At 39.3% G+C, this 25,289-nt stretch carries 18 protein-coding genes, 1 pseudogene and 3 riboswitches; of the genes and pseudogenes, 11 read left to right on the top strand and 8 right to left on the bottom strand.

From position 1 onward, the window contains the following. Window positions 1-262 precede the first annotated feature (262 nt). Window positions 263-462, bottom strand: a riboswitch (cobalamin riboswitch). A gap of 103 nt (window positions 463-565) precedes the next feature. Continuing rightward, window positions 566-1,402, bottom strand: coding sequence for an MBL fold metallo-hydrolase (locus JFU50_RS03885; protein ID WP_201221755.1), 837 nt, complete (start codon window positions 1,400-1,402; stop codon window positions 566-568). Between the two features lie 673 nt (window positions 1,403-2,075). Further along, window positions 2,076-2,182: riboswitch (SAM riboswitch) on the top strand. Between the two features lie 65 nt (window positions 2,183-2,247). Between JFU50_RS03885 and JFU50_RS03890 the strand changes: the two genes are divergently transcribed. Genes JFU50_RS03890 through JFU50_RS03900 form a run of 3 tightly spaced genes read left to right on the top strand, consistent with a single transcriptional unit; the run spans window position 2,248 to window position 4,794 of the window. Beyond that, window positions 2,248-3,264 (top strand): methionine ABC transporter ATP-binding protein, encoded by a 1,017-nt coding sequence (locus JFU50_RS03890; protein WP_201182035.1) that lies wholly within the window; start codon window positions 2,248-2,250, stop codon window positions 3,262-3,264. Then, complete coding sequence (locus JFU50_RS03895; protein WP_053344881.1) at window positions 3,251-3,919, top strand: methionine ABC transporter permease; 669 nt, start codon at window positions 3,251-3,253, stop codon at window positions 3,917-3,919. Before JFU50_RS03890 ends, JFU50_RS03895 begins: the two co-directional genes overlap by 14 nt. 53 nt (window positions 3,920-3,972) lie before the next feature. After that, complete coding sequence (locus JFU50_RS03900) at window positions 3,973-4,794, top strand: MetQ/NlpA family ABC transporter substrate-binding protein (RefSeq protein ID WP_201221757.1); 822 nt, start codon at window positions 3,973-3,975, stop codon at window positions 4,792-4,794. Window positions 4,795-5,039: 245 nt separating this feature from the next. Here JFU50_RS03900 and JFU50_RS03905 read toward each other — a convergent pair whose 3' ends face one another. Then, entirely contained in the window at window positions 5,040-5,285 is a 246-nt protein-coding gene (locus JFU50_RS03905) for a DUF1450 domain-containing protein (protein WP_201182037.1), read from the bottom strand. Between the two features lie 241 nt (window positions 5,286-5,526). Here JFU50_RS03905 and hppD point away from each other — a divergent pair, with 241 nt between their 5' ends. From hppD to JFU50_RS03925, 4 genes are read left to right on the top strand one after another with little or no spacing between them, the layout of a single operon-like run. Continuing rightward, window positions 5,527-6,648, top strand: coding sequence for a 4-hydroxyphenylpyruvate dioxygenase (gene hppD / locus JFU50_RS03910; RefSeq protein ID WP_201221759.1), 1,122 nt, complete (start codon window positions 5,527-5,529; stop codon window positions 6,646-6,648). A gap of 59 nt (window positions 6,649-6,707) precedes the next feature. Then, on the top strand, window positions 6,708-7,652 hold the full coding sequence (locus tag JFU50_RS03915; protein WP_201221761.1) for a hypothetical protein: 945 nt from the start codon (window positions 6,708-6,710) through the stop codon (window positions 7,650-7,652). Beyond that, window positions 7,649-8,941, top strand: coding sequence for a fumarylacetoacetase (gene fahA, locus JFU50_RS03920; protein ID WP_201221763.1), 1,293 nt, complete (start codon window positions 7,649-7,651; stop codon window positions 8,939-8,941). The genes JFU50_RS03915 and fahA overlap by 4 nt, the downstream gene beginning before the upstream one ends. 43 nt (window positions 8,942-8,984) lie before the next feature. Beyond that, the gene (locus JFU50_RS03925; RefSeq protein ID WP_201221765.1) at window positions 8,985-10,142 is read left to right on the top strand and encodes a homogentisate 1,2-dioxygenase; all 1,158 of its coding nucleotides are present in this window, start codon (window positions 8,985-8,987) and stop codon (window positions 10,140-10,142) included. A gap of 257 nt (window positions 10,143-10,399) precedes the next feature. Here the strand turns inward: JFU50_RS03925 and JFU50_RS30590 are convergent. Next, a pseudogene (locus tag JFU50_RS30590) lies at window positions 10,400-12,649 on the bottom strand (penicillin acylase family protein); the annotation flags it as partial. 799 nt (window positions 12,650-13,448) lie between these two features. Here JFU50_RS30590 and JFU50_RS03940 point away from each other — a divergent pair. Both JFU50_RS03940 and JFU50_RS03945 read left to right on the top strand, forming a co-directional pair. Then, the gene (locus JFU50_RS03940) at window positions 13,449-14,336 is read left to right on the top strand and encodes a PucR family transcriptional regulator (protein WP_201182048.1); all 888 of its coding nucleotides are present in this window, start codon (window positions 13,449-13,451) and stop codon (window positions 14,334-14,336) included. Between the two features lie 131 nt (window positions 14,337-14,467). Then, a complete protein-coding gene (locus tag JFU50_RS03945; RefSeq protein ID WP_053344872.1) occupies window positions 14,468-15,613 on the top strand; it encodes an ABC transporter ATP-binding protein in 1,146 nt (381 codons plus the stop codon). Between the two features lie 91 nt (window positions 15,614-15,704). Here JFU50_RS03945 and JFU50_RS03950 read toward each other — a convergent pair whose 3' ends face one another. Together JFU50_RS03950 and fumC are read right to left on the bottom strand one after the other, a co-directional pair. Further along, a complete protein-coding gene (locus tag JFU50_RS03950) occupies window positions 15,705-15,947 on the bottom strand; it encodes a hypothetical protein (RefSeq protein WP_053344871.1) in 243 nt (80 codons plus the stop codon). 109 nt (window positions 15,948-16,056) lie between these two features. Then, window positions 16,057-17,439 carry a class II fumarate hydratase gene (fumC, locus tag JFU50_RS03955; RefSeq protein WP_053344870.1) on the bottom strand — a complete coding sequence of 461 codons (1,383 nt, stop codon included), beginning with the start codon at window positions 17,437-17,439 and terminating at the stop codon, window positions 16,057-16,059. 365 nt (window positions 17,440-17,804) lie between these two features. Next, a riboswitch (SAM riboswitch) is annotated at window positions 17,805-17,918 on the top strand. Window positions 17,919-18,003: 85 nt separating this feature from the next. Here fumC and JFU50_RS03960 point away from each other — a divergent pair. Both JFU50_RS03960 and metC read left to right on the top strand, forming a co-directional pair. After that, on the top strand, window positions 18,004-19,116 hold the full coding sequence (locus JFU50_RS03960) for a methionine biosynthesis PLP-dependent protein (RefSeq protein ID WP_053344869.1): 1,113 nt from the start codon (window positions 18,004-18,006) through the stop codon (window positions 19,114-19,116). Then, window positions 19,113-20,294, top strand: a complete 1,182-nt coding sequence (gene metC, locus JFU50_RS03965) for a cystathionine beta-lyase (protein ID WP_056527873.1) — start codon at window positions 19,113-19,115, stop codon at window positions 20,292-20,294. Before JFU50_RS03960 ends, metC begins: the two co-directional genes overlap by 4 nt. 171 nt (window positions 20,295-20,465) lie before the next feature. Here metC and JFU50_RS03970 read toward each other — a convergent pair whose 3' ends face one another. From JFU50_RS03970 to JFU50_RS03980, 3 genes are all read right to left on the bottom strand, one after another. Then, window positions 20,466-20,714 (bottom strand): type B 50S ribosomal protein L31, encoded by a 249-nt coding sequence (locus JFU50_RS03970; protein WP_053344867.1) that lies wholly within the window; start codon window positions 20,712-20,714, stop codon window positions 20,466-20,468. 79 nt (window positions 20,715-20,793) lie between these two features. After that, on the bottom strand, window positions 20,794-22,812 hold the full coding sequence (locus JFU50_RS03975) for an ABC transporter ATP-binding protein (protein WP_201221769.1): 2,019 nt from the start codon (window positions 22,810-22,812) through the stop codon (window positions 20,794-20,796). Continuing rightward, window positions 22,809-24,560: an ABC transporter ATP-binding protein gene (locus JFU50_RS03980; RefSeq protein ID WP_201221771.1), complete on the bottom strand. Its 1,752-nt coding sequence runs from the start codon at window positions 24,558-24,560 to the stop codon at window positions 22,809-22,811. The genes JFU50_RS03975 and JFU50_RS03980 overlap by 4 nt, the downstream gene beginning before the upstream one ends. Window positions 24,561-25,289 lie beyond the last annotated feature (729 nt).

Genomic DNA, 25,289 nt, shown 5'->3' on the forward strand with positions numbered 1-25,289 from the left:
ATCCCCCTTAAATTTTGTTCATAAAGAAAACTTTTCTCCTGTTCCATAGAGAGACGAGATTTCCTTATAATTTTGTTAAAAAATCGACTATTATAACTGATTACATCTAAAAAATAAAAAAAACAACTTCCCGATTAGAAGTTGTTAGAGTGCAAAAGAAAACATAACAAAAAACAAACATGAATTTTCCATTTTTCAAAAAATGAAAAACATGCTCTTGTCAATTCTCGCACTTAACACCTCCTATCCTCGTAGGTTTATGATGCTGTGCTAAAAATAGGCAGGTATCCTGGCTCATGATCATCGCTTTTCGAACCTTCCCATCCCCTTTTGCAGAAGACAGTGGCATTACTCGAATCGCTCTCATATACAGTTGCGGGACAGCGCCGGATTCTAACCGGACTTCCCTTTTAAGCAGATAATCTTCAATATATTATCTGCACCTTTTTCTAGACGTATTTAATTTTCAGTTTAAATGTATCAAATTATCCCTTAAATTACAATGCGTGCTTCTGTGTTCAAAAGGAAATTGATTAACACCTCTTCCATTACACAAAATCACTAATTAGTATTTCGCTCCATTATCCTTATTAATCTTATTAATCAATATCTTTTCTTTTAATATCGATGTGATAATATGCTCCGAATCCCATTCGTGGCCAGATATCTCGATAAGCGGATATTGATTCGGCAAAACAATTTGCTGGATTTCATGAACTGCCAAGCCTTGATTATGTAATCGTAAAATTTCACCACGCAGGTTTTCCAAATAGTCGAGCTTTCTTTGAAACATTTCCTTCCCATTAGGGACATGACCGGCATGACAACAAAAAACCTCTCCAAAATCATATTGAAGTAATCTATTTATAGAATCGATGATAACAGGGACAGATTCTTCCCGTAAAACAAGCTTCGTTTTCGGTGTAACGAATAGGTCACCTGAAAACAGCATGCCATTACTGTGATTCAAATACACCATATGGTCCTTAGCATGACCTGGGGTAAAGATTGGCTCCCACGTTTGGGTACGGGAATGAACAGTCCTCCCCAACGGCTCAGCTTTGAAGCCATCTCTCCTTCCCCAAAAAGTTTTGCGATAATCAGGATATTCAGCATCCTTCGCACATACATCAATCGACATCGGATGAATATAAATTGGAACTTTTCTATGTTCCTGTATCCAGGAAGCACCGCCAGTATGGTCCTCATGATAATGCGTTAGCGCCACTAAATCGAAGTCGGCTGATTCATAGAAAGGGATAAGTTCTTCCAATAAAATTTGGGCTCCCGTATCAATCAAGAGGCCGTCTATTAAAAAAACATATACACTCATCCCCGACTTTATTCCTTCAGGGGTCCCTTGTACACAAACCACATCATTTATCGTCTTAATCTCTAGCATGGCTTCCCTCCTCATCAATTGTATAAAAATAGTTTAATATCCTATTTCCCCCTTGTTCATTACAATAAATGTAATATCCCCCCATACTTTTGACAAGCAAATAGTATTTTTCCTAGCAAAGACCCATTGTATATTTTCCGGTAGAATCAAGGCACTGTTTGAAACCATAGTCATTGATTTAAGGTATTCTATTATGCAACTAAGAAAAGAAACAGCAAAAATCTGGCTTCGGTTAAAAGGAAGTTGTTAATAAAGGGTACTCCCTATTTAAGTTTGGACGATAAAAAAATTCACGGCTAATCATTAACGCTGAATAACTGTCAATATTACCTTGGTTGATAAAAAAGCTAAAGCATTCATGATACAGACTTTGAAACAATACTTTCCTGACAAAAACTTCACGTAATTATTAAAAAAAATCGACAAGCTGCTAAAAAGAACGAAGCCTATCTTACAAATATCATAAAAAAGTATGGCTTTCCGACCATTAACGATCAATGGTGACAATACCCCGATTCCAAAAGGTATGATTATCCAATTCTAGATTTACCATAAAAAAATTAATTAAATCACCAGAAAGTTATTCTAAAATTACAGAAACGATTGACAATATGTGAATTTACAAATAATATAGATTATATTAGAAAACTTGTAATATTCCAAAATAATAATTTACTTATCAAGAGTGACTGAGGGAACAGGCCCTGTGATGTCCGGCAACCGCCCCAATCGGGAACGGTGCTACTTCCTGCAGAATGATTACATTCTGAAAGATAAGACGAAATAATTTCGCTGCCTCTTTCTGAATGATAGAGGCAGTTTTTTATGTTTAAGGGGGAAGGCTCATGATTGAAATCCGATCAGTCCGAAAGGAATACATATCGAAAAATACCCGAGTTGTCGGAGTGGATAACGTATCTTTGACAATTCAGACTGGTGAAGTTTATGGGATTGTTGGCTACAGCGGAGCCGGAAAAAGCTCATTAATACGCTGCTTAAATTTGCTTGAACGTCCGACAAAAGGAAAAATCATTATTGACGGGATTGACTTAACGTCTTTATCAGGCAAAGAGCTTCGAAAACAACGACAAAAAATCGGTATGATATTTCAGCACTTTTCCTTAGTCAGTTCCAAAACCGTTTTTGAAAATGTTGCTTTCGCCTTGAAAGCCGCACACAAATCAAAGGGTGTCATCAAAAGTCGCGTTCTAGAACTGCTGGACATAGTTGGGCTTAGTGATAAAAAGGATGTCTATCCGGCCCAGCTCAGCGGAGGTCAAAAGCAACGGGTCGGCATAGCGCGAGCCTTAGCCAATAACCCTACTGTACTATTATGTGATGAAGCGACTTCTGCCCTTGATCCAACAACAACAAAAGCGATTTTACAGTTATTAAAAAAGATTAGTCGGGAACTTGGTATCACTATAGTATTGATTACCCATGAAATGGAAGTAGTCAAAGAACTATGCCATCGAGTCGCTGTCATGCAGGATGGCAGGATTATCGAAGAAGGATCTGTTTATGAGATATTTTCACAACCAAAGCAGCAGTTGACGAAGCAATTCATCAGCAGTGTATTGGATTTTGAGCTTCCCTCACACTTAATTGAGGAAAGCAAAGGAACGATTATTCAAATTCAATTTGAAGGGCCCACCGCCGGTGAATCGATTCTTTCCGATGCTCTACAAAAGTATTCAGTAAAGGGAAATATCTTGCACGGCAAAATTGAATATATTCAGGATGTTCCATTAGGAATCTTAATCATTGAATTAATTGGTGAGGCTGCTGAAGTTCAATCGGCACTGGAATATATAACAAATCGGACCAGTTCTGTGGAGGTGTTGAAACATGTCACTGTTTGATTCCGTCGTCAATATTTTACCTGACCTTAATAAAGCCTTTCTCGAAACAATCTATATGGTTGGAATCTCCCTTGCGGTAGCCCTTCTAATTGGTTTGCCACTTGGAGTATTGCTGTTTACAACGACCAAGAATTTAATCTTTGAAAATAACGTCGTGAATCGATCTCTCGGTTTCGCTGTCAATATTGTCCGTTCAATCCCGTTTATCATTCTCTTAGTCGCCCTCCTTCCTTTAACGGATTTGCTTACTGGATCAACGATAGGGCCAAGAGCGGCTTCTGTTTCCCTATCTGTATCCGCGATACCTTTTTTTGCAAGAATCGTTGAATCGGCATTACGCGAAATAGATAAAGGTGTGATTGAAGCTGCAATTGCTGTAGGTGCCACTCCATGGATGATCATTAAGGATGTACTTCTTCCTGAGGCAAAACCGGGAATCATTCAAGGGTTGACGTTAACGACCATTTCACTTATCGGTTACTCAGCGATGGCTGGGACAATCGGTGGGGGCGGAATTGGTGACCTGGCCATTCGGTACGGCTATTACCGTTATGACAACACAGTCATGATCACGACAATCGTCGTGTTAATCTGCCTTGTACAAATCATTCAAATGGTTGGTGACAAGGCCTCATACTTAGTAAATAAACGATAGAATCAGTCATTTTAACAATGATTTAATACAACATATTACAGGAGGAATTTCCAATGAAAAAAATAGCTTCTTTATTATCTGTTTGCGCACTAGCCCTTGGCTTGGCAGCTTGCGGAAGCGATAATGCTTCCCCAAAAACTGAAGACAAAAAAGAATTGAAAATCGGAGCAACTACCGGTCCTTACGCGGATATGGTAAAAGAGGCCATCAAGCCAGGCCTAGAAGATCTTGGCTACAAAATAGAAATCGTTGAATTCACTGACTATATCCAGCCAAATAAATCACTTGGTAACAATTCAATCGACGCCAACCTTTTCCAGCACAAAGTGTATATGGATAACTTCGCTAAAGAAAATGATTTAGAGCTTTCTGACCTTGTTATTGTACCGACAGCACCAATGGGTATATACTCGAACAAATATAAATCGTTGAAAGACATTAAAGATGGTACATCACTAGCCCTACCGAACGATCCAGTTAACCTTGCACGTGCACTTAAAGTCCTAGTAGATGAAGATTTAATTGAAGTCAAGCCAGATGTCGATCCCTTAAAAATATCGGAAAAAGATGTAACAAAGAACCCAAAAAACATTCAATTCAAACCATTAGAATCGGCTCAATTGCCGCGTGCAACAGACAGCGTTGACCTATCAGCGGTCCCAGGTAACTTCGCTCTTGCAGCAAAAATGGATCTCCAAGATGCCCTTGTTTTAGAAAACATGCCGGATATGTATCGTAATGTTGTTGCTGTGAATACAAAAGATGCAGATGCACAATTTGCTAAGGATATTAAATCAGTAGTTGAATCAGACAAGTTTGAAGAAGTAATCGATAGCAAGTTTGCAGGCTTCGGAAAACCAGATTGGATGAAATAAGAAACCAAACCATAAAATTCAAGGCCTGCTCCCTTTTTGGGAACAGGCCTTGAATTTTTCCGTCATACTATGCGAAGATATCAATCAATGCAATTAATAAGCATTTGTAGTAGGGTTTTACATATATTTTATCATAGATGGATGCTCTCTGAAGGTTCGCATGTTTCTCGGGGAAGACACAATATAATGATATAGTTGTCAATAAAAGCGATAATCAATTATTACTAATTTCATTTTCTCGTTGTTCACACAGTGTCTCCTTGTTTAAGCCTAGCTACATATTGTTCAATTTTTTCGAGAAGTTCAACTGGATCGTTTGCGACAATGTTTACACCATTTACAACTGCAAACGGCTGCATTAAACATTGTCCGCAATACAACAAGCATCTATCCTCAATAACCTCTAGACCGCTACACTCCATTAATTTATCTTTAATAGTTTCCAACTCATCTTCGAAGTTACTAGGGCAGAACTTTACACTAATTTTCATATCTAATTCCCCTTTTATTTAGTTGCTAACATTTTAAGTAGATATACAAAAAATGTGCAAGAGTACACCTAAACGCAAAAATGTTTTATCGCGTTAAAATGTTGCTACCATGATGGTCAACCGCGGTAAAACACATATTTGCGTGGTGAATTTTTATGTATTATGATGTGAACTATCACAGGCGGAAAATTAAGAAAATTCAGCTTTTTTATGTAAAAAAAACGATTAAGGAGCGGTAAATATGACTAAAAAAACAGTTGGATCTTCTAAAGCAAAGAAAGAGGAATTGTTTCCGGTTAAGAGTGTCCATTACGTAGAAATCTATACTGGGAACGCAAAGCAGGCTGCTTATTATTACGCAAACGCTTTCGGATTCAAGCTTATAGCATATAAAGGACTAGAAACAGGCTCCCGTGACCGTGTATCTTACGTTATGGCACAGGGCACCATCCGATTGATTTTAACAGGAACTCTATCAGACAGCACAGATGTGGCTGAGTTTATTAAAACTCATGGCGAAGGAGTAAAAGATATCTCCCTTCTCGTAAAAGACCTAGAAAAAACATATGCGGGTGCTATTGAACGCGGTGGCATCGCTCTTCGAGAACCATGGGTGGAAGAAGATGAAAATGGCAAAGTAAGAAAAGCAATCTTAGGCACATATGGGGATACGATTCACACGCTTGTTGAGCCAATCGATTATAAAGGTGGATTTCTGCCAGGTTTTAAAGCTCGTGAGGACAACTTTGGAGCTCAACCTTCAGGCTTAATCGGTATTGACCACCTTGTTGGTAATGTGGAAGTAATGGATGAATGGACAAATTATTATGAAAAAGTATTCGGTTTTACTGTTCTGAAACATTTTGATGATGAAAACATTTCGACCGAGTACTCAGCCCTAATGTCAAAAGTTATGATGAATGGGACAGGACGCATTAAGTTCCCGATAAATGAACCGGCTGTAGGAAAACGCAAATCTCAAATTCAAGAATTCCTAGATTACTATAATGGTCAAGGTGTTCAGCATCTTGCCCTTTTAACAAACGATATCATCACCACAGTGGCCACACTAAAAGAAAATGGTGTTGAGTTTTTAAAGACTCCTGACACTTATTACGCAGACCTCGCCAATCGTGTAGGAGATATAGATGAAGATGTGAAACGACTTCAAGAACTTAATATCCTTGTCGACCGTGATGATGAAGGGTACTTGCTCCAAATTTTCACAAAACCATTAGTTGACCGTCCAACTATGTTTATCGAAGTCATTCAGCGTAAAGGTGCACTTGGTTTTGGCGATGGAAACTTTAAAGCATTGTTTGAATCGATTGAACGCGAACAGGAACTTCGTGGAAATATTTAATATGAACCGGCCATCTGGCGTAATACCCAGTATGGCCTCCTATTATAGGAGGTGTGAGGTTGTTGTTAACAAAAGTAAATGGAATGTGGAAAGAGGAAGCGCTCAGTCATTTTATGACCGAACTTATTGATTATGCAGGCCTGTTTCCACCAAGTGCACTTCCGCTTCCAGAAGCAATTTCAAATTATCATGCATATATCCATGATTCGGACAGCTGGATGCTTGGTCCATTTGTTATTCCCGCTTCACGACTGAGTGAACTCGAACCATATAAAGATCAATTTAATGATCAATATCCACTTCGATTATCTGTTATTTTAACGAAACCCCTAGAAATTGAAACGGCTATGGGAGATATTCACCTTTTTTTAGAAACATATAAAACAGCTGGTACCATTGAGGCGATCGAAGTTCCGCTTCCAGAAAAAGTTGATTCTTCTTTCTTAGAGAAACTCGAAAAACAAACAGCCAGTTATCCGATTTATTGTGAAATAGCAGGAACGATTGATCAACTTCCATACACATTGGATACTATTCGCTTGATCAATCAAAAATCCTTGAAAAGTATTGGTATTAAAATGCGCATGGGCGGCATTACATCGGATTTATTTCCTTCTGCCGAACAAGTAGCGATTGTTATTCATGAATCCCGAAAAAGAAATCTAACTTTAAAGTTCACAGCGGGTCTGCATCATCCGATCCGCCAGTATCGAAATGAAGTGGGAACAAAAATGCATGGCTTTGTTAACGTATTTACAGCAGCCCTTCTTTCCTACTGCCATTCAATAGACAGCAAAATCATTGAAACCATATTGTTGGATGAGGATCCAACACACTTTTCGTTTACACCAGACACGCTTTCTTGGCGCAGTATATCTGTCAGTTCTTCTCAAATCAACAAAGCACGCACAGTCTTCGCTGCTTCTTACGGAAGCTGTAGCTTTGATGAGCCGCGTAAAGAACTTGGTGAACTGACTATTTTTAATGGGGAGGCACCACGATGAAATATTCTTTTATCGAAACAACACCGGAATCACATTTTCCGATTCAAAATTTGCCATATGGCATCTTTCAATTCAAAGACAAAAGCCCGCGTGCCGGTACAGCTATTGGTGAATATGTTCTTGATTTATCTGTAATTGACGATGCCGGGCTGTTAAAAGGGACCGGTGCAGAAGAAAAGAATGTCTTTTCCGCTTCTTCACTCAATCTATTTATGGAACTCGGCCGTCCCGCCTGGACTTCTGTACGTAAGAAATTACAATACCTTTTGGATGCGAACACGCCTGATTTACGTGATGATGAAGAACTTCGTTTAAAAGCTTTCCACCCATTGAAAGATGTAGAGATGCTACTTCCTGCAAAGATAGGAGACTATACAGACTTCTATGCCTCAAGAGAGCACGCGACCAATGTGGGGACTATGTTCAGAGGAAAAGATAATGCACTCATGCCAAACTGGACACACTTGCCGATCGGATATCATGGACGGTCCAGTTCTATCGTTCCAAGTGGTACAAAGGTGCGGCGCCCTTCGGGACAGCGCAAACCAAAAGATGCAGATCCAGTATTTGGTCCGTCTATTCAGCTTGATTTCGAACTTGAAATGGGTTGGTTTATTGGACCTGGCAACCGCCCTGGAGAACCAATTCCAGTTAATCAGGCTGAAGATCATGTTTTCGGGCTAGTTCTCGTGAATGACTGGAGTGCACGTGATATTCAAGCATGGGAGTACCAGCCTCTTGGGCCATTTAATTCTAAGAATTTCGCTACATCAATCTCTCCTTGGGTTGTGCCGCTAGAAGCATTAGATCCTTTTCGCACACCTGGGCCACAGCAGGAACCGGAGCCGTTTCCATACTTACAACAAACAAAAGACGGCGCATTCAATATTAACCTTGAAGTTCATTTGACACCAGAAAACACAGAACAATCAACCAAAATTACGAATACAAATTTTAGCTATCTGTATTGGTCGATTGCTCAACAGGTGGCTCACCATACCATTACTGGATGTAATCTACGCCCTGGTGACATGCATGCATCTGGTACTATCAGCGGTCCTAACCGTGAAGAACGTGGCAGCCTGCTTGAACTTTCATGGCGTGGCACAGAACCGCTTAAACTTAACAGCGGCGGTAAACGAAGCTGGATTGAAGATGGAGACAAGTTAACTATCAGTGGCTGGTGCCAAGGAGATGGGTATCGAATTGGTTTTGGTGAAGTAAGCGGTCAAGTTTTGCCGGCCCTTTCAGAGGCAAAGATTTTAGGTACGCAAAACGTGAAGAAGTAGCACCTATATACAAAAGATGACAGCTGGAAAAGGAGTTTAGTCAATGACACATTATGTTAAAATGGGCCGCATTCCACATAAACGTCATACTCAGTTTCGTAAGGACGATGGAAGCCTATATTATGAGCAATTGATGGGCACAAAAGGTTTCTCTAGTATTCAGTCACTCATTTATCATATCAATCAGCCAACACAAGTTAAGAAAGCAGCAAAAATTCGTGATGTTCATTATGAACTTGAAGAAAAAGATGCGTTAATACATCGTCATTTCCGGACCTGGAATACAAATGTAGGCGGTGATTTTCTAGAAGCCCGCAAAATTTTCCTGGCTAACGATGATGTAGCTCTCGGCGTTGCACGCCCTAATAAGCAGATGGATTATTTTTATCGGAACGGTGAAGGTGATGAATTGTTGTTTGTTCATGAAGGCACGGGCAAGATTGAAAGTATTTTCGGCGATTTAAGTTTCGGACCTGGTGACTATCTTGTCATTCCAATAGGCACAACATATCGTGTAGTTTTAGAGTCAAAGGAAGCTAGATTTTTCATTGTTGAATCAAATTCCTCTATTGTTCCTCCAAAGCGCTATCGCAATGAATTTGGCCAACTCCTTGAGCATTCACCTTATTGCGAGCGTGATTTCCGGACACCAGAAAAACTGGAGCCGAAAGATGAAAAAGGAGAATTTGAAATACGAGTGCGAGCACAGGGTATGATTACATCCTATACGTATGATTTTCATCCGCTTGATGCGGTAGGATGGGATGGTTATCTCTTTCCTTATGCGTTCAGCATTCATGATTTTGAACCGATAACAGGGCGCGTTCATCAGCCACCGCCAGTACATCAGACGTTCGAAGCGCATAATTATGTTGTCTGTTCATTTGTGCCGCGTATGTATGATTACCATCCAGATGCCATTCCTGCTCCTTATGTCCACAGCAATGTGGACAGTGATGAGGTTCTATACTATGTTCATGGTAACTTCATGAGCCGTCGAGGTATTGAAAAAGGCTCACTTACCCTTCATCCAAGCGGTTTGCCACATGGGCCGCATCCAGGCAAAATTGAGGCAAGTATCGGTAAAAAAGAAACACAGGAACTAGCCGTCATGGTCGATACATTCCGTCCCTTGTATATCGTAAAGGACGCACACGATATAGAAGATGAAGAATATATGAGCAGCTGGCTGGCAAAATAATTGCTGATAATATCTTAATACCTTACTGAATCTATCATGCACATGATTGAGCATCTCCCCAAATAGATCGATTCTCCCATTATTCTTAATATATTGCCGGAGTAAGATTTCCCCTTGCCCCGGCATTTTGTTTGTAACCTACTTTGTCATTACAAGTGGGGATTACAAAGATGACCCCGATTCAAAATCGAGGTCACAGCATCAATAATATAGGCTCTTTATGCTTGAATGATAGGGTATATTCAAATCGTTACTTTCTACTTACTCATATTTAATGCGCTTACATTTTTAGCTGCTTTATAAATATCTTTCTTGTTAAATAAGTATGGCTTGAATTTCCATTCGGCGAACATAACTAGTTGGTCATCATAGTGGTCACTTATCGTTCCATCTTTTTTTACAAATCCAATTTGACCAGGCGGTGTGATGTTAAAGCCACTCGGCCCTTTCGGAGTCATTTCAATATAATGATTTTCACTTCCACGATTCATTTCAATAATTGGAGTCATTGAGCCATACCCGTGGGGAATACCAATCAATGATTTTTCACCAAAAGTCATCGTTTTTATAGGCATACGCCATTTTTCTGCTTTTACCCCTTTTTCTGATTGCAATTTAGCAAGTACTTCGTTTGTGCTTTCCATTATTATTTTTTCCTGATCTACGTTCACCCATTTATAGTTTGTAGATTCCTTGCTTAATATTTTATATGCTAATGAAGCCCCATAGCGATGATCGGTAATTTCTTTCGTTATTCCATAGAAGTCTCCCAATTCATCCATAAAGAGTTTATCATGGAGATTATTCCACCATTCATCAAAGAATGCCGCAATCCCTGCATCATAATATCCATCTTTATTTTCGTCTTCTTTTAGATTATTCCATTCTTCCAGTTTTTCAATTAAATAGGTGTAGTTCCCGTTGGTTGATTTATTCTTGTCCAACACATCAATCAATAACGGTTTAAAGAGGTTTGCTCGAAGCTGTGCAAAGCTTGCCGTATAATTAATTTCATTAATATCTTCTAATGTAACTTTCCCTCTCGCTTCCATCCCATTGATATATTGTTGGACTCGATTATCCTCACCCCAATAATAACTATATTCACCATTTACCCACTCTTTAGAAGGCTTATTGTTCCAATTAACTACCTAGCCAATCTTCGGATTGATTACATGAGGGTTCTCTTTAAAAGGAATAAAACCTTTCCACTCATATTCTCCTGTTCCTGGTGTAGGGATTCTTTCATCAATTTTGCTGTTTCTAACTGGATATCTTCCTACATGATAATACGCTATATCACCTTTCTTATCCGCATAATACCAATTCAAAGACATCGTATATTCACTAGCTGCATTCTCAAATTCTTTTAAGTTTTTTGCCCAATTCGCTTTCATGTAAGCCGACATGCTTTGGGCCTCAGTTCCACGGAAAGACCACGACTTACTGTAAGCCACGTTATTTGTTTCATCTCTACTAATTACAGGACCATGTACTGTCCGATAATAAATCTTTTCTACTGTTTTCTTTTCTCGATTGTCTCCTTTGACTGTGAAAGATTCCTTCCTCTTTTCCATGTCTCTCCACTTCCCTTTGTATAAATACTGGGAAGCGTTGTTCGCATTCAATTTTTCCTCAAAGATATCGGTTACATTTCCGTACCCAGCTGTAGCACTTAGAGTAAAGTGATTGTTGGCTCCGAACATGATGAAAGGATAGCCTATGAATCCTGAACCTTCCATATCAAAACCTGGCGCATGCAAACCTACCTCGTACAAAAATCCAGGAGCAACAAAACCTACTTGTGGTCCACTGAATAATAAAGCATTTCCTGTTGCAGATTTCTCGGAACCGACTATGGCGGCATTACTGCCTATCTTTAACGGTAATCCAAGTTCTTCAGATGATTGGACAAAATTCTCCCTTTCCTTTCCGACTTTTTCAGAAGCTTTGATTACAGCTGAAGACAGTATTTGAAGGGATTGAGAAGACGAGTCCCTTTTTGGTTTCCCCTCGCTTACAATGCTTGTAGGAGCGCTAGGATCATTTTTCCACACTAAATCATCAAACATTTTCCGGGAAACTTCTGTCCCATATTCATGTTCTAGCTTTGCAAGTATCTCTGCGTTTTTTAACTCCTGGTGATTATCCATAAAATAGGTCATGGATACCATATAAACACGGACAACATCTGTTGAAGTCCATTTTTGCGGTAAAAACTGATATTCATGAAACTCCTTCGAAAGTTTATCATCTGGATCTTTTAAAGCTTCATTTACATAACGTGAAATACCTTCAGCAAATTTTGCTATTAATTCTTTTGGCTGACGATCCAGACCGTCAATCATTTTTTTAATTTCTTTATCACTATATCCATCTCTTCTGGATTGCTCATCTTTTGAAAGATAATCCTCTCCAAAAATTTCTGAAACGGTCCCCTCATTTCCGCGACGGAACATTTCCAACTGAAATAGTCGATCCTTTGCCATAACATATCCATACGCTTCATATAAATCTTTTTAATTTTTAGCGTATAAATGGGGTACTCCAAAATTATCACGTACTACTTTGATCCCTTCATTCTTATCCTTCCCAGCAAAAACTAGATTTTGAGGAAAAAAGAAAACAAATAGGATTATGACTGATATTAGCCACTTCGTCTTCATAATTACATTTCCACCTCCACTTTTTTATAACACTTATATCACGAATCATAACCTTGCTGTTATACTAATTCAAGATAATATTTAAATATTTAGAACTTTCAGTAATATATTATTAGTTTTTATCTTACACTATCCAACTTTTGTTCTAAATCCCTTAGTCATGTGAGTATTCCATTAATTCCAGCAAATCATTTATTATATTAAAATATCAAATTATCCTTATTATGAAATCAGAGAGGTATGAGAAAATAGCTCATAATATTAAAGAAGGAACGACTTATTCCTTCGTCTTTGACTGCATAGGTCAAAGTAATTTTGCCGGTAACTTGATCGCTTCTGATTTGAATATGACATTTATAAGGAATCATGTTTGCAAGATTGCAAGAAAATCATACGTTGAAAAACAGTGTGTTTCACAAATTACATAATAAAAGCAATACGACCATTTCCTCCATCCATTTGGGTTTATTGGTGTAATTTAAGGTATAGAATCATTACTTCGAAAAAAACTATTAAAATAGCTTGAAAATCAATGTCCTTGTCCTATTGTTTTTCTAATAACTTGTAATACCATTGTTTCTTTTCCACTTTATTCTTTTTCGCTATAATGAGATAGATAGTGAGAAAGAAGGTGAACACGATGCTTGAAAAGCTTAAACAAAAATTCCCAAACGCTCTTTCCAATATACAAGATACGAAGAACATTACTTCTTATATTTGGTTTGAAGACTCTATTGGGAGCACAATCGGTATTCCCCGTTCAGAAATTTCGGCCGAGGAAATCCGTTTGTTGGAACTGCTCTTTACTCCTTTATTTTACCAAAATAAAATTAACACGTTTCCTCACACACCATGGAATACTTTTTTATTCGAACCGAATGCATCCTTGCCTTTAACAAGCTGGGAGAATGTCCGGTTTATCCACTTTAATCTGACTCATGCTGATTTTTCGCACTCCCATTTCGAGGATGCCTTCCTCGCATTTGTCCCATCTGATTCAGTCTTGATCTGGGAAAATGAAAAGGCGGGTATTTTAATTGAAACAGACACAGATGAGTCGTTATCAAAAAATGAACTGCTTGCTATTTCAACCACGCTTGAGAGTGATTTTTATGTTAAGACTCGAATGTTTACCGGTCGCTTTCACTCTGTAAACCAAGAACTCCCTTATCACAGAAATCAGGAGAATAAGTGTTTTGACCTGGCACAATTGCATTTGCCAGATTTAAAAGTGACTGATTTGGCCGACATCATTCCTCACTCACTGATAAGTGACCAATCTGCAACGAGTAAAACTTGGTATATCAATGAAATACTCGGTAAAACCATGAATGATACTGAACTAATGAAGACGATTAAAACGTATATTGAGTGCAATTCCAATGCAACCTATGCCGCAAAGCAACTTTATATACATCGAAACAGCCTACAATACCGAATAGATAAATTTACTGAAAAAACTGGACTCGATATTAGAAACTTTCCGCATGCCTTGGCTGCTTACTTAATTCTTTTGCTGAATGATTAACTACTATTTGCAAAGTTAACAAAGGAATTATTATCCTTTTTTGTGCAGTGTGCCTATACTTTTTTCCAATTTGATAGATTAGACTATAGTTATTGGTACAAGTAATTAGGAGTTTAAAAGGAGGAATTTTCATGGCAGAGTTAGTATTAGATCATATATTTAAGGTTTATGATAAAAAAGAAACAGCTGTTAAAGATTTTAACCTTCGTGTGGCCGATAAAGAATTCATTGTTTTCGTGGGACCGTCCGGTTGCGGAAAATCGACGACTTTACGGATGATTGCCGGACTTGAAGACATTTCCCAAGGAGATTTATATATAGACGGCAAGCGGGTCAATGATGTCCCACCGAAAGATCGTGATATTGCGATGGTTTTCCAGAACTACGCCTTATATCCTCATATGTCCGTCTATGACAATATGGCATTTGGATTAAAACTCCGTAAAACGCCAAAAATGGAAATCAAGCAGCGGGTCAATGACGCAGCAAAAATCCTCGGTCTCGAAGACCTTTTAAATAGGAAACCGAAAGCACTTTCAGGTGGACAACGCCAGCGTGTGGCACTCGGTCGTGCAATTGTACGAGACGCAAAAGTTTTTTTAATGGATGAGCCATTATCAAATCTTGACGCCAAACTCAGGGTTCAAATGCGTGCTGAAATCGCAAAACTACATAAACGACTGGACACTACAACAATTTATGTCACTCATGATCAAACAGAAGCAATGACCATGGCCACACGACTTGTTGTTATGAAGGACGGTATCATCCAGCAGGTCGGCGCACCAAAAGACGTGTACGAGAAACCAGTGAATGTCTTCGTGGGTGGCTTTATCGGATCACCAGCTATGAACTTCTTTACCGGAACATTAAAAGAAGGCATCATTAAAATTGGGGAGCAAACGCTTGAAGTACCCGAATTGAAAATGAATACGCTGCGTGATCAAGGCTATATCGGAAAAGAAATTATCCTTGGCATCCGTCCAGAGGATTTCCATAATGAAGGGGCTTACATCAAGGAGTCTCCAAACACTACATTCACGGCTCAAGTCGATGTAGCTGAACTCATGGGTGCCGAAATTATGCTCTACTCGACATTCGCTGGCCAGGACTTCGTCGCGCGCATCGATGCAAAAAACATCATCCAAGCAGGCGATAATATTGAACTTGCTCTCGACATGAATAAAGCCCACTTTTTTGATAAAGGGTCCGAGCAGCGCATTTTTGCTGAAGGAGAATCACAAATGGAGTATGGCTTGAAGTTACTTTCTAATTAAATTTCATATCAAAACAAAGACCCGTTCATATGAATGGGTCTTTGTGCGTATATTTCAGCTAAGGTCTTGAACTCTACTATATCTATAAAATCTATTCCTGCACAAGTACCACTTCATCATGTCCACATTTAGAGCAGTTCATGATGTGTGGACATTGACCTTTTTGGAGCGATTGCGGGTATCCATCGTTTTGCTTAAGCGTATCTATATCCATGTATGCACTGTATGAATCAGCATAATCCATGAATTTCCCTTTATCATCAAGATCACTGCCACATTCCGGGCAATTCACATGAATTTTTCTGAGGCCGTTGCAAAGCGGGCATAAAGCCATTGTATTCCCTCCTGTTCTAGAAACTTATATACTCAGTATTTGTTTATTCTATTATTTTAACACCTTAAAACACCCTCCCTAAAAACAGCGGGAGGGTGATCATAGGCAATTATTTATTAACCATGTTAGCAGGATCTACCCATGCTTTAAATTCATCATCAGTCAAGAATTCCAATTTCAACGCTGCTTCTTTTAATGTAGAGTTGTCTTTGAATGCAGTTTTGGCAATTTTAGCTGCTTTTTCATAACCGATATGTGGGTTCAATGCTGTTACTAGCATAAGAGAACGGTCAACATTTTCTTTGATTTTATCTTCATTCGCTGTGATGCCTACTGCACAATTATTGTTGAAAGAGTGAATGCCTTCTGTCAATAATTTAACAGTTTGTAGGAAGTTATAAATGATAACTGGTTTGAATACGTTCAATTCGAAGTTACCTTGGCTTGCTGCAAAGCCGATTGTTGCATCGTTACCAACAATTTGTGTCGCAATCATTGTCAACGCTTCACTTTGTGTAGGATTTACTTTACCTGGCATGATAGAGCTGCCTGGCTCGTTTTCAGGAATAGCGATTTCACCGATTCCGCTTCTTGGGCCGCTTGCCAGCCATCTAACATCGTTCGCAATTTTCATTAAGTCCGCTGCTAATGCTTTTAATGCGCCATGAGCGTAAACAATTTCGTTATGACTTGTTAATGCATGGAACTTATTATCCGATGTTACGAAAGAATGTCCTGTATCCGCCGCTATTTGTTTTGCAGAAAGTCCTGGAAATTCTTTTTTCGTATTGATCCCAGTACCTACAGCTGTACCGCCTAGTGCTAGATTCAATAGTTTTTGACTGCTTTCTTCAATCATCACTAAGTCTTTATCAAGCATCGCTTTCCAACCAGAGATTTCTTGGCCTAAAGTTAGTGGTGTTGCATCTTGAAGATGTGTACGTCCAATTTTCACAAGATCCCAGAATTCTTTTTCTTTTGCTGCAAAAGTATCACGAAGTACTTTAATTGCCGGTACTAATTTTTCAGCAACTTCCATATAGGCTGCAATATGCATAGCCGTTGGGAATGTGTCATTAGAGCTTTGCGCCTTGTTGACATCATCATTTGGGTGAAGGGTTTCGGACTCACCGTTTTCTTTTAACCATTCATTCCCTTTGTTAGCGACCACTTCATTCACATTCATATTACTTTGAGTGCCACTGCCTGTTTGCCAGACCACAAGGGGGAAATGTTCATCAAGTGTACCTTCTAGAATTTCGCCACAAATTTTAACGATGGCATTCTTTTTCACTTCAGAAAGATCACCAAGGTCATAGTTCACTTTAGCTGCCGCTTGCTTTACATATGCAAAAGCACGGACTAATTCAATCGGCATTTTTTCATTACCAATTTTGAAGTTGTTACGGCTTCTCTCGGTTTGTGCTCCCCAATACTTATCAGCAGGAACTTTCACTTCACCCATCGTATCTCGTTCGATTCTGTATTCCATGTGTTCTCCTCCTATGTTTGCACTATCCACCGAAAACCTTATGTATATGAAATGAATAATGACATATTATTAATTCTTCTCTCTATACATTGTACAAACTTTATTATTTTAAAGCAAAGAAACAGAACAAAACCTTCCCTATATTTCAGAAAATCCATTTAATTAAACAAAGTCTTTTAAAGTATCTCAACACCTTATACCATCGCGTTTTCCACAATATTTAGGGGTTTTTCATTGGACCAATCATGTTTTGACAACGCTAGTCCTAATTAACCAATAAAGAATTATCGAGCAATATTTTCCCAGAATGTTCTTGACAGCACTTTATATATATAGTAAATTCAAAAGAAATTGAATAATCTAAACTCTTATCGAGAGAGGTATAGGGAATGGCCCGATGACACCTCAGCAACCTTCATTTGTTTCAAACCAATGAAAAGGTGCTAATTCCACAAGTTTGTGAACTTGGAAGATAAGAAGAATGACTCGTCCATACTTAACCAAGTCTTCTTCTTAAAGAAGACTTTTTTTTATTTTATAAAACACAAAGGAGCAGTGAAAACTATGTATAAAACAGAAACATATCTTGCTCAACTAGGTAATCGCAGTGAAACGGCGACAGGAACAGTCAATCCGCCGGTTTACTTTTCGACAGCTTTCCGCCACGAAGGAATTGGCCAATCAACTGGATTCGATTACACAAGGACAGGTAATCCAACACGTCAACTTTTGGAACAATCCATCGCCAACCTTGAAAGAGGTGACCAAGGATATGCTTGCAGTTCAGGAATGGCGGCCATTTCTACCATACTAGCCTTATTTAAATCAGGTGATGCATGGATAGTCAGCGAAGATCTATATGGTGGTACATATCGTTTGCTAGAACAAGGTTTTAAAAAATGGGGCTTACAGTGTGACTATGTAAACACTTGTTGTTTAGAGGATATCGAAAAAGCTATTACTCCTCAAACAAAAGCCATCTTTATCGAAACTCCCACTAACCCTCTTATGCAGCAAACAGATATTAGCGCTGTTGCCGCACTTGCCAAACAATTTAATTTACTGTTGATTGTTGACAACACTTTTTATACGCCGCTTCTGCAGCAGCCTATCCTGCTTGGAGCCGATATTGTAATCCATAGCGCAACGAAGTATCTCGGTGGTCATAATGATGTTCTTGCTGGACTAATCGTGGCTAAAGGTGCAGAATTATGTGATTCGATTGCCTTCCATCATAATGGAACAGGAGCGGTGTTGAGTCCATTTGATTCATGGCTGTTAATGCGCGGAATGAAAACCCTGGCACTGCGGATGGAACGTCATGAAAAGAACGCCAAAATCCTTGTAGATTATTTATCAGAACATGAATGTGTAACGGACGTCCTGTATCCCGGCAGAGGTGGTATGATTTCTTTCCGGATAATTGACGAAGCAGCGGTCAATCCATTTTTACAATCACTTTCATTAATTTCATTTGCAGAAAGTCTTGGAGGCGTTGAAAGCTTCATCACCTATCCTGCTACACAAACACATGCCGATATCCCTCTTGAAGTTAGAACTGCTAATGGGGTTTGTAATCGACTTCTACGCTTCTCGGTTGGCATCGAAGACAGCGACGATTTAATTCAAGACCTCCAGCAAGCATTTGCACATGTAAAAAGGGAGGCACTACGATGACAAATCATGATTTCAGTTTTGAAACCAAATTACTTCATAACCAGCATAAATTCGATCCGACAACAGGCGGTGTGAGCGTCCCTATTCAGCACGCTTCCACTTTCCATCAAACTGATATCGATACATTCGGCAAGTACGATTACAGCAGGAGCGGAAATCCAACACGGGAAGCACTTGAAGATATCATTGCCGAGCTTGAAGATGGTACTCGCGGCTTTGCCTTTTCTTCAGGTATGGCAGCCATTTCAACAGCATTCCTTCTGCTTTCTGCTGGCGACCATATCGTCATCTCAGAAGATGTGTATGGCGGTACGTTCCGGATGGTTACAAGCGTGTTGACCCGCTTCAACATCGAGCATACTTTCGTTGATATGACGGACCTCGAAAGCGTTAAAGCGGCCGTTCAACCTAATACGAGAGCGATATACATTGAAACACCTTCAAATCCATTGCTTAAGGTGACTGATATTAAAGCCGTTTGTGATATCGCAAAAAAAGTCGGCGCATTGAGTTTTGTCGACAATACATTCTTGACACCAGCTCTGCAAAAACCGCTGAACTTAGGGGCGGATGTTGTCCTTCATAGTGCGACGAAGTTTTTATCCGGACACAGTGATGTCGTAGCTGGGCTTGCTGTCGTAAAAGATCCTGAATTGGCTGAAAGACTCGGTTCCCTTCAAAACTCCTTTGGTGCGGTACTTGGTGTCCAGGATGCCTGGCTTGTTATGAGAGGTCTGAAAACCTTGTCTGTACGAATGGAACACTCTCAAAAAGGAGCAGAAAAAATTGCAGACTACTTAAAACAGCAGCCATTAGTGAAAAAGGTGTATTACCCTGGGCTTACTGATCATCCACAGCATGCAATCCAGGAAGGACAGGCCCTTGGTGCAGGTGCAGTTTTATCATTTGAACTAGAAAGCGAGGAAATTTTCCGCTCATTTGTGAATACTGTCGAACTTCCTGTTTTTGCGGTTAGTCTTGGAGCAGTGGAATCGATATTATCCTACCCGGCAAAAATGTCCCATGCTGCCATGCCTGCTGATGAAAGGGAAAAACGAGGCATCACCAACAGCCTGCTTCGCCTCTCTGTCGGCCTTGAGAATCCAGATGATTTAATTAAAGACTTTGACGCTGCTCTTGTAAAAAGTGCAAAAGCGCATGCTATTCCAGTTAAATAAAATATATAGAAAAAAAGGGTGCCTAGAGCAACCCTTTTTTCTATTATTAGGATTTTAAATGAGGCATTCACTACGTTATTACTAAAAAAATTATAAACCTTAATTTACCCACGAGTTCTTCCATCTCCCAAAATAAAAATAAAGGCCATCGATTTCTCGATAGCCTTAACATCATTTCTTCATATTATATTTTTCTAAGAAGCGATCCACACGTCCGCCTTTTTCAGCAAATTTCTGCTTGCCGGTATAAAAAGGATGCGTATCTGAACTAATCTCTACTTTTAATAAAGGATAAGTTTGACCGTCTTCCCACTTAATTGTTTCGTTAGATTTTTTCGTAGAGCCTGTAATAAATTTATAACCACTGTTAGTATCCATAAATACTACTTGCTGATAATCAGGATGAATTCCTTGTTTCATTATTATCACCTCTTCGTAAGTATCCCTCATTTTCTGAAAAATTATTCTTAATTTCTCCCTTCATTATTCCACTAGGTTTTTATCCAGCCATTCCCTTATGCGACCCAGCCTGCAGTTCATACATTTGATAGTACTTTCCTTTCAACTCCATTAATTCTTCATGTGTCCCCTGCTCAGAAATCTGTCCTTTATCCAGTACAAGAATTTGATCGGCATTTTTAATCGTGGAAAGCCTATGTGCAATGATAAAGGTCGTTCTTCCTTTCTTTAGTACTTCCATTCCTTCCTGGATAATGGCCTCTGTTTCTGTATCGATGCTTGCAGTGGCTTCATCCAAAATCAAAATCGCCGGATTAAATGCGAGCGCGCGTGCAAAAGAGATTAGCTGCCGCTGTCCTGAAGACAATGTCCCGCCTTTTTCAATAACCGGCTCATCTAGCCCTAGAGGCAGATGCTTCAGCACTTTGTCCCCGCCTACATCTTTTAATGACTTTTCAACCATTTCCCTTGTGATATCTTTATTATTAAGGCTGATATTGGAAGCTATGGTTCCAGTAAATAAATATGGATCCTGAAGGACAATTCCCATATGCTCTCTAAGTGTTTGGTGAGGAATATCTAAAATATCCCTTCCATCAATCTTGATTTGTCCTTCACTACTATCATAGAAACGGAACAACAAATTCATTATTGAACTCTTTCCCGAACCAGTATGACCAACTAAAGCTACTGTCTCACCTTGTTGCGCAGAAAATGAAATGTTTTTTAACACATATTCATTTTCTTTATAGCCGAATGAGACATTTTCGAATTGCACGTTTCCTTTATATCGGGAAATGTTTTCATCACTGACTTCTAATCCCTGCTCATCCAATAAACTGAATGCCCTCTCCCCTGCAACAAGCGCTTGTTCTAGGTTAGCAAACTGATTGACAATCCCGTGAAGCGGATGAAGCAGACGACTGATCAAATCAACAATTGCATACATTAACCCTAAAGAAATAGCTGAACTTGCTGTAAGCGACATCCCGCCGAAATACCAGACAAATGCTATTAGCGCCATGACCTTAATGACACCAATCAAGTTTCCTCCCGTTAATGAATTTAAATTGAGCATTTTATTTTGATACGAGTAATGCTCCCGGTTCAATTTTTCGAAAGAATGTTTTGTCTCCTTTTCACGTCCGAATGCCTGAATGATGTTCATTCCTTGAATGGATTCATTGATCATCCCGTTAATATCACTGACTCGTTCCCGAATGATGTGATTATATTTCGAGGCGAATTTGCGATATACCTTCGTCCAGATAACGATAATGGGAATAAGTAAAAGGCCCATGAGCCCTGCACGCGCATCCAAAATATACAAAGCAATGAGAACGCCGATAATATTAATCGTGCTTGAAAAGAAGTTGGCGAGCACCGTCACATATAACTCTCGAATCGCCTCAGTGTCATTAGTAACCCTAGCAACAACTTTCCCAGCGGGCATATTATCGAAATAACGAATGGGCAATCGGGAAATATGAGTAAAAATATCATTTCGCATCTTCTGAATAATTCGATTCGCAGCTTTCTGTAAATAAAAACTCTGCCCATATTGAAAAACAGAAGAAATGATAACAAGACCAAAGTAAAAAGCTACAAGCTTTATAATTCGCGGAATTTCTGGTTGGTAAAACTCCATTAATTCCTGACTTGTTAATTTCTCTACTGATACCATTTGCTCTTTTCCGTTTTTCTCAATTATTAATGTTTGGTTTTCTAAGGTTCTATCGCCATCGATGGCAACAGCTTCATTGACGAAGACGAATTGATTGCTAACCTGCAATACATGGACTTCTTTTCCTTTCTTCTCATCTTCAGTAAAATAATCTGCCCGTTTATACCAATTATCACCGTACTCGACAGTATCTTTCCCTTTTTCCGTTTCATACCAAGAAGATTCGATACCAAGTATGTGAGAATCAATGATTTTTTTAGCGATGAATGGACCCGTTAAGTCAGCGGCAACGGAAAGCGCTAGCATGATTAGGGCACCAATAATCAATTTTTTATAAAGAGCAGCGTATTGATAGAGTTTCTTTACCACCTTCATGCTCTCACCTCCGTTTCTGCGTCAATTTGTTGTCGCTCATATTGCTCCCTATACCAGCCATTTTGCTTCAGTAAATCTTCGTGAGTTCCTTCTTGGATAATCTCTCCGCTGTCCAACACGATAATTCGATCGGCATGCTGAACGGCTGATAAGCGATGTGTTGTGATGATGGTCGTTTTCCCCGACCGTTCATTTTGGATATTTTCAATGATTGTCGTTTCTGTCTTTGCATCGACGGCTGATAAGGAATCATCCAATATAAGGATTTCCGGATTTTTAATCAGGGCCCTTGCAATCGAAATCCGTTGCTTCTGCCCACCTGAAAGAGCGACCCCCTTTTCACCGACAAGTGTCTCAAGACGCTTAGGCAGCATCGTTAAATCCTTCTCAAAATCCGCAAGCCGGATAGCTTCAGCCAGTTCATCTTCCGTTGCATCCAATTTACCGAATAAGATATTGTCTCTCACAGACTTTGAGAATAAAAAATGATCCTGCGGAACGTACCCGATCCATTTACGAATATCTTCAAGCTCCAGTTTCTCTAACGGCATACCTGAAAAAGCAATCTCCCCGTTTCCTAATGGATATTCCCGTAGTAACTGCTTCACGAATGTCGTTTTTCCACTTCCAGTTTTTCCTACGATTCCCAGGGTCTGCCCACGCTCAAGTTGAACGGAAATATTGGAGAGATTAACAACTGTTGAAGATGGATACGTAAAAGAAACTTGATCAAACTTAATATCTTCCGGATTAGAAATCCTCTCCGGCTTCAATGAATTTTTCACATCCGCTTCATAAGAAAGAGTATCTTGAATACGGTCAAGCGAAGCATTTCCCCTTTGCATGACGTTAATTAGTTCACCAACCGCAATCATCGGCCAGATTAACATTCCAAGATACACATTGAATGAAACAAGACCTCCAAGTGTAATGGTTTGTTGAAAAACAAGATAGGCACCGTAACCCAAACTGATTAAATAACTGATACCGATGATAATGCTAATCGTCGGGTCAAAGAGTGCATCAATTTTCGCTACCTCGAGGTTTTTACGATATACATCCTCAGTCATTTCATCAAATCGCTTTTCATCCTCCCGTTCCTGAACATAGGCCCGGATGACCCGTACACCAGAAATGGATTCCAGCACTTTGTCATTTAAGTTACCAAAGGCTGCCTGTGCATCCGTAAAACGTTTATAAATTTTTTTCACGTAAATTTGCATCATTAGGGCCATGATTGGAAGTGGCAACACCGCCGCAATCGTCAATTGCCAGCTGATAGTTGCACCCATCATAATCACAACCGTGATAGTAAATAGAACTGAGTCAACGAGCGTTAATATCCCAAACCCAGCAGTGAGCGAGATTGCCTTTAAATCATTGGTGGCCCTTGCCATTAAATCTCCTGTCCGGTTTTTTTCATAAAAAGCCGGCGTCATTTTCAACAAGTGCCCCATAAACCCGGATCTAAGTTTTCGTTCGACCAAGTTTCCGCCGCCGAATAAAAGATAACTCCATAAGTACCCAAATAGATAGCTGACACACAGGACAATGAGCAAATAGATAACGTATTTCATGATTCCTTCTTGCGTCATGTTGCCGTTGTTCATGTCATCAATGGCATTCCCGACAAGCTTTGGTGGAATAACCTCCATAATATTCACTAGGCATAAAAATAAAATGGCCCAGGTATAACGCTGCCATTGCTCTTTAAAGTACCAGGACAGCTTTTTAAATATCGCAAACATGAATTCCCCTCCCTTATGTTCTCACCATTAATTTACTAGCCGCTTTCTGGATCTCCTGGTTGGAGTAGAACCACCATTGTTATTTGTCTCATTAATAATTCCTCCTATCTTTTATATTGAAAGGATGCTATTGCATCGGATTCCCTAAATAACAAAAAGCCCCCGTTAATTAAGCGGAAGCTTTTTTAGATGCGTAAGAAACACATATAAAAGGCGCAGGCCGCGAAACTTCCACAACCTGCGCTTAAAAATGATTAATGAGCACGTTCGACCCTTTGTCTATAAAGACAAAGTTTCAAGGCAGGCGGATGTATGAAAATATACGATTATCACATCAATGTGCTTATCTAATTTAGTCATGACGTTCGCCTCCATTTATTATAAATTATTGGATATTTTTACCTTGTGATTAAAGATTACTATGGGTGTATATTTTTGTCAATTGTGACTTTTCTAGATTATTAATGAATAATCCTTTATTCTTATAAGAACGACTCAACCTTAAGGAGGTTCAGCATATGCATTGGAGAAAATATATACTCCTAGCGGTACCCTTTTTATTTTCATCCATATTCATCTTATTTGCCGTTCCGGTCCAGTATAGACCGCTATCATTCATTCCCGTGTTACTTTTCTGGATAGTTTATTATATTTTATTGAACCGGGAAAAGAAGAAGAAAAGTAATCGATGACGATAAAATTTCTTCATCAGTCAACAATTTGAGGGCG

The sequence above is a fragment of the Peribacillus sp. TH14 genome (assembly GCF_016651145.1).
Classification (GTDB): Bacteria; Bacillota; Bacilli; order Bacillales; family DSM-1321; genus Peribacillus; species Peribacillus butanolivorans.

Coding starts and splice junctions, on each gene's coding strand:
- JFU50_RS03960 (WP_053344869.1), top strand. CDS start 18,004: ATGTATAAAACAGAAACATATCTTGCTCAACTAGGTAATCGCAGTGAA.
- JFU50_RS03895 (WP_053344881.1), top strand. CDS start 3,251: ATGTCACTGTTTGATTCCGTCGTCAATATTTTACCTGACCTTAATAAA.
- JFU50_RS03925 (WP_201221765.1), top strand. CDS start 8,985: ATGACACATTATGTTAAAATGGGCCGCATTCCACATAAACGTCATACT.
- JFU50_RS03885 (WP_201221755.1), bottom strand. CDS start 1,402: ATGCTAGAGATTAAGACGATAAATGATGTGGTTTGTGTACAAGGGACC.
- JFU50_RS03940 (WP_201182048.1), top strand. CDS start 13,449: ATGCTTGAAAAGCTTAAACAAAAATTCCCAAACGCTCTTTCCAATATA.
- hppD (WP_201221759.1), top strand. CDS start 5,527: ATGACTAAAAAAACAGTTGGATCTTCTAAAGCAAAGAAAGAGGAATTG.
- JFU50_RS03950 (WP_053344871.1), bottom strand. CDS start 15,947: ATGGCTTTATGCCCGCTTTGCAACGGCCTCAGAAAAATTCATGTGAAT.
- JFU50_RS03905 (WP_201182037.1), bottom strand. CDS start 5,285: ATGAAAATTAGTGTAAAGTTCTGCCCTAGTAACTTCGAAGATGAGTTG.
- JFU50_RS03900 (WP_201221757.1), top strand. CDS start 3,973: ATGAAAAAAATAGCTTCTTTATTATCTGTTTGCGCACTAGCCCTTGGC.
- JFU50_RS03975 (WP_201221769.1), bottom strand. CDS start 22,812: ATGAAGGTGGTAAAGAAACTCTATCAATACGCTGCTCTTTATAAAAAA.
- JFU50_RS03970 (WP_053344867.1), bottom strand. CDS start 20,714: ATGAAACAAGGAATTCATCCTGATTATCAGCAAGTAGTATTTATGGAT.
- JFU50_RS03890 (WP_201182035.1), top strand. CDS start 2,248: ATGATTGAAATCCGATCAGTCCGAAAGGAATACATATCGAAAAATACC.
- metC (WP_056527873.1), top strand. CDS start 19,113: ATGACAAATCATGATTTCAGTTTTGAAACCAAATTACTTCATAACCAG.
- fahA (WP_201221763.1), top strand. CDS start 7,649: ATGAAATATTCTTTTATCGAAACAACACCGGAATCACATTTTCCGATT.
- JFU50_RS03945 (WP_053344872.1), top strand. CDS start 14,468: ATGGCAGAGTTAGTATTAGATCATATATTTAAGGTTTATGATAAAAAA.
- JFU50_RS03980 (WP_201221771.1), bottom strand. CDS start 24,560: ATGTTTGCGATATTTAAAAAGCTGTCCTGGTACTTTAAAGAGCAATGG.
- fumC (WP_053344870.1), bottom strand. CDS start 17,439: ATGGAATACAGAATCGAACGAGATACGATGGGTGAAGTGAAAGTTCCT.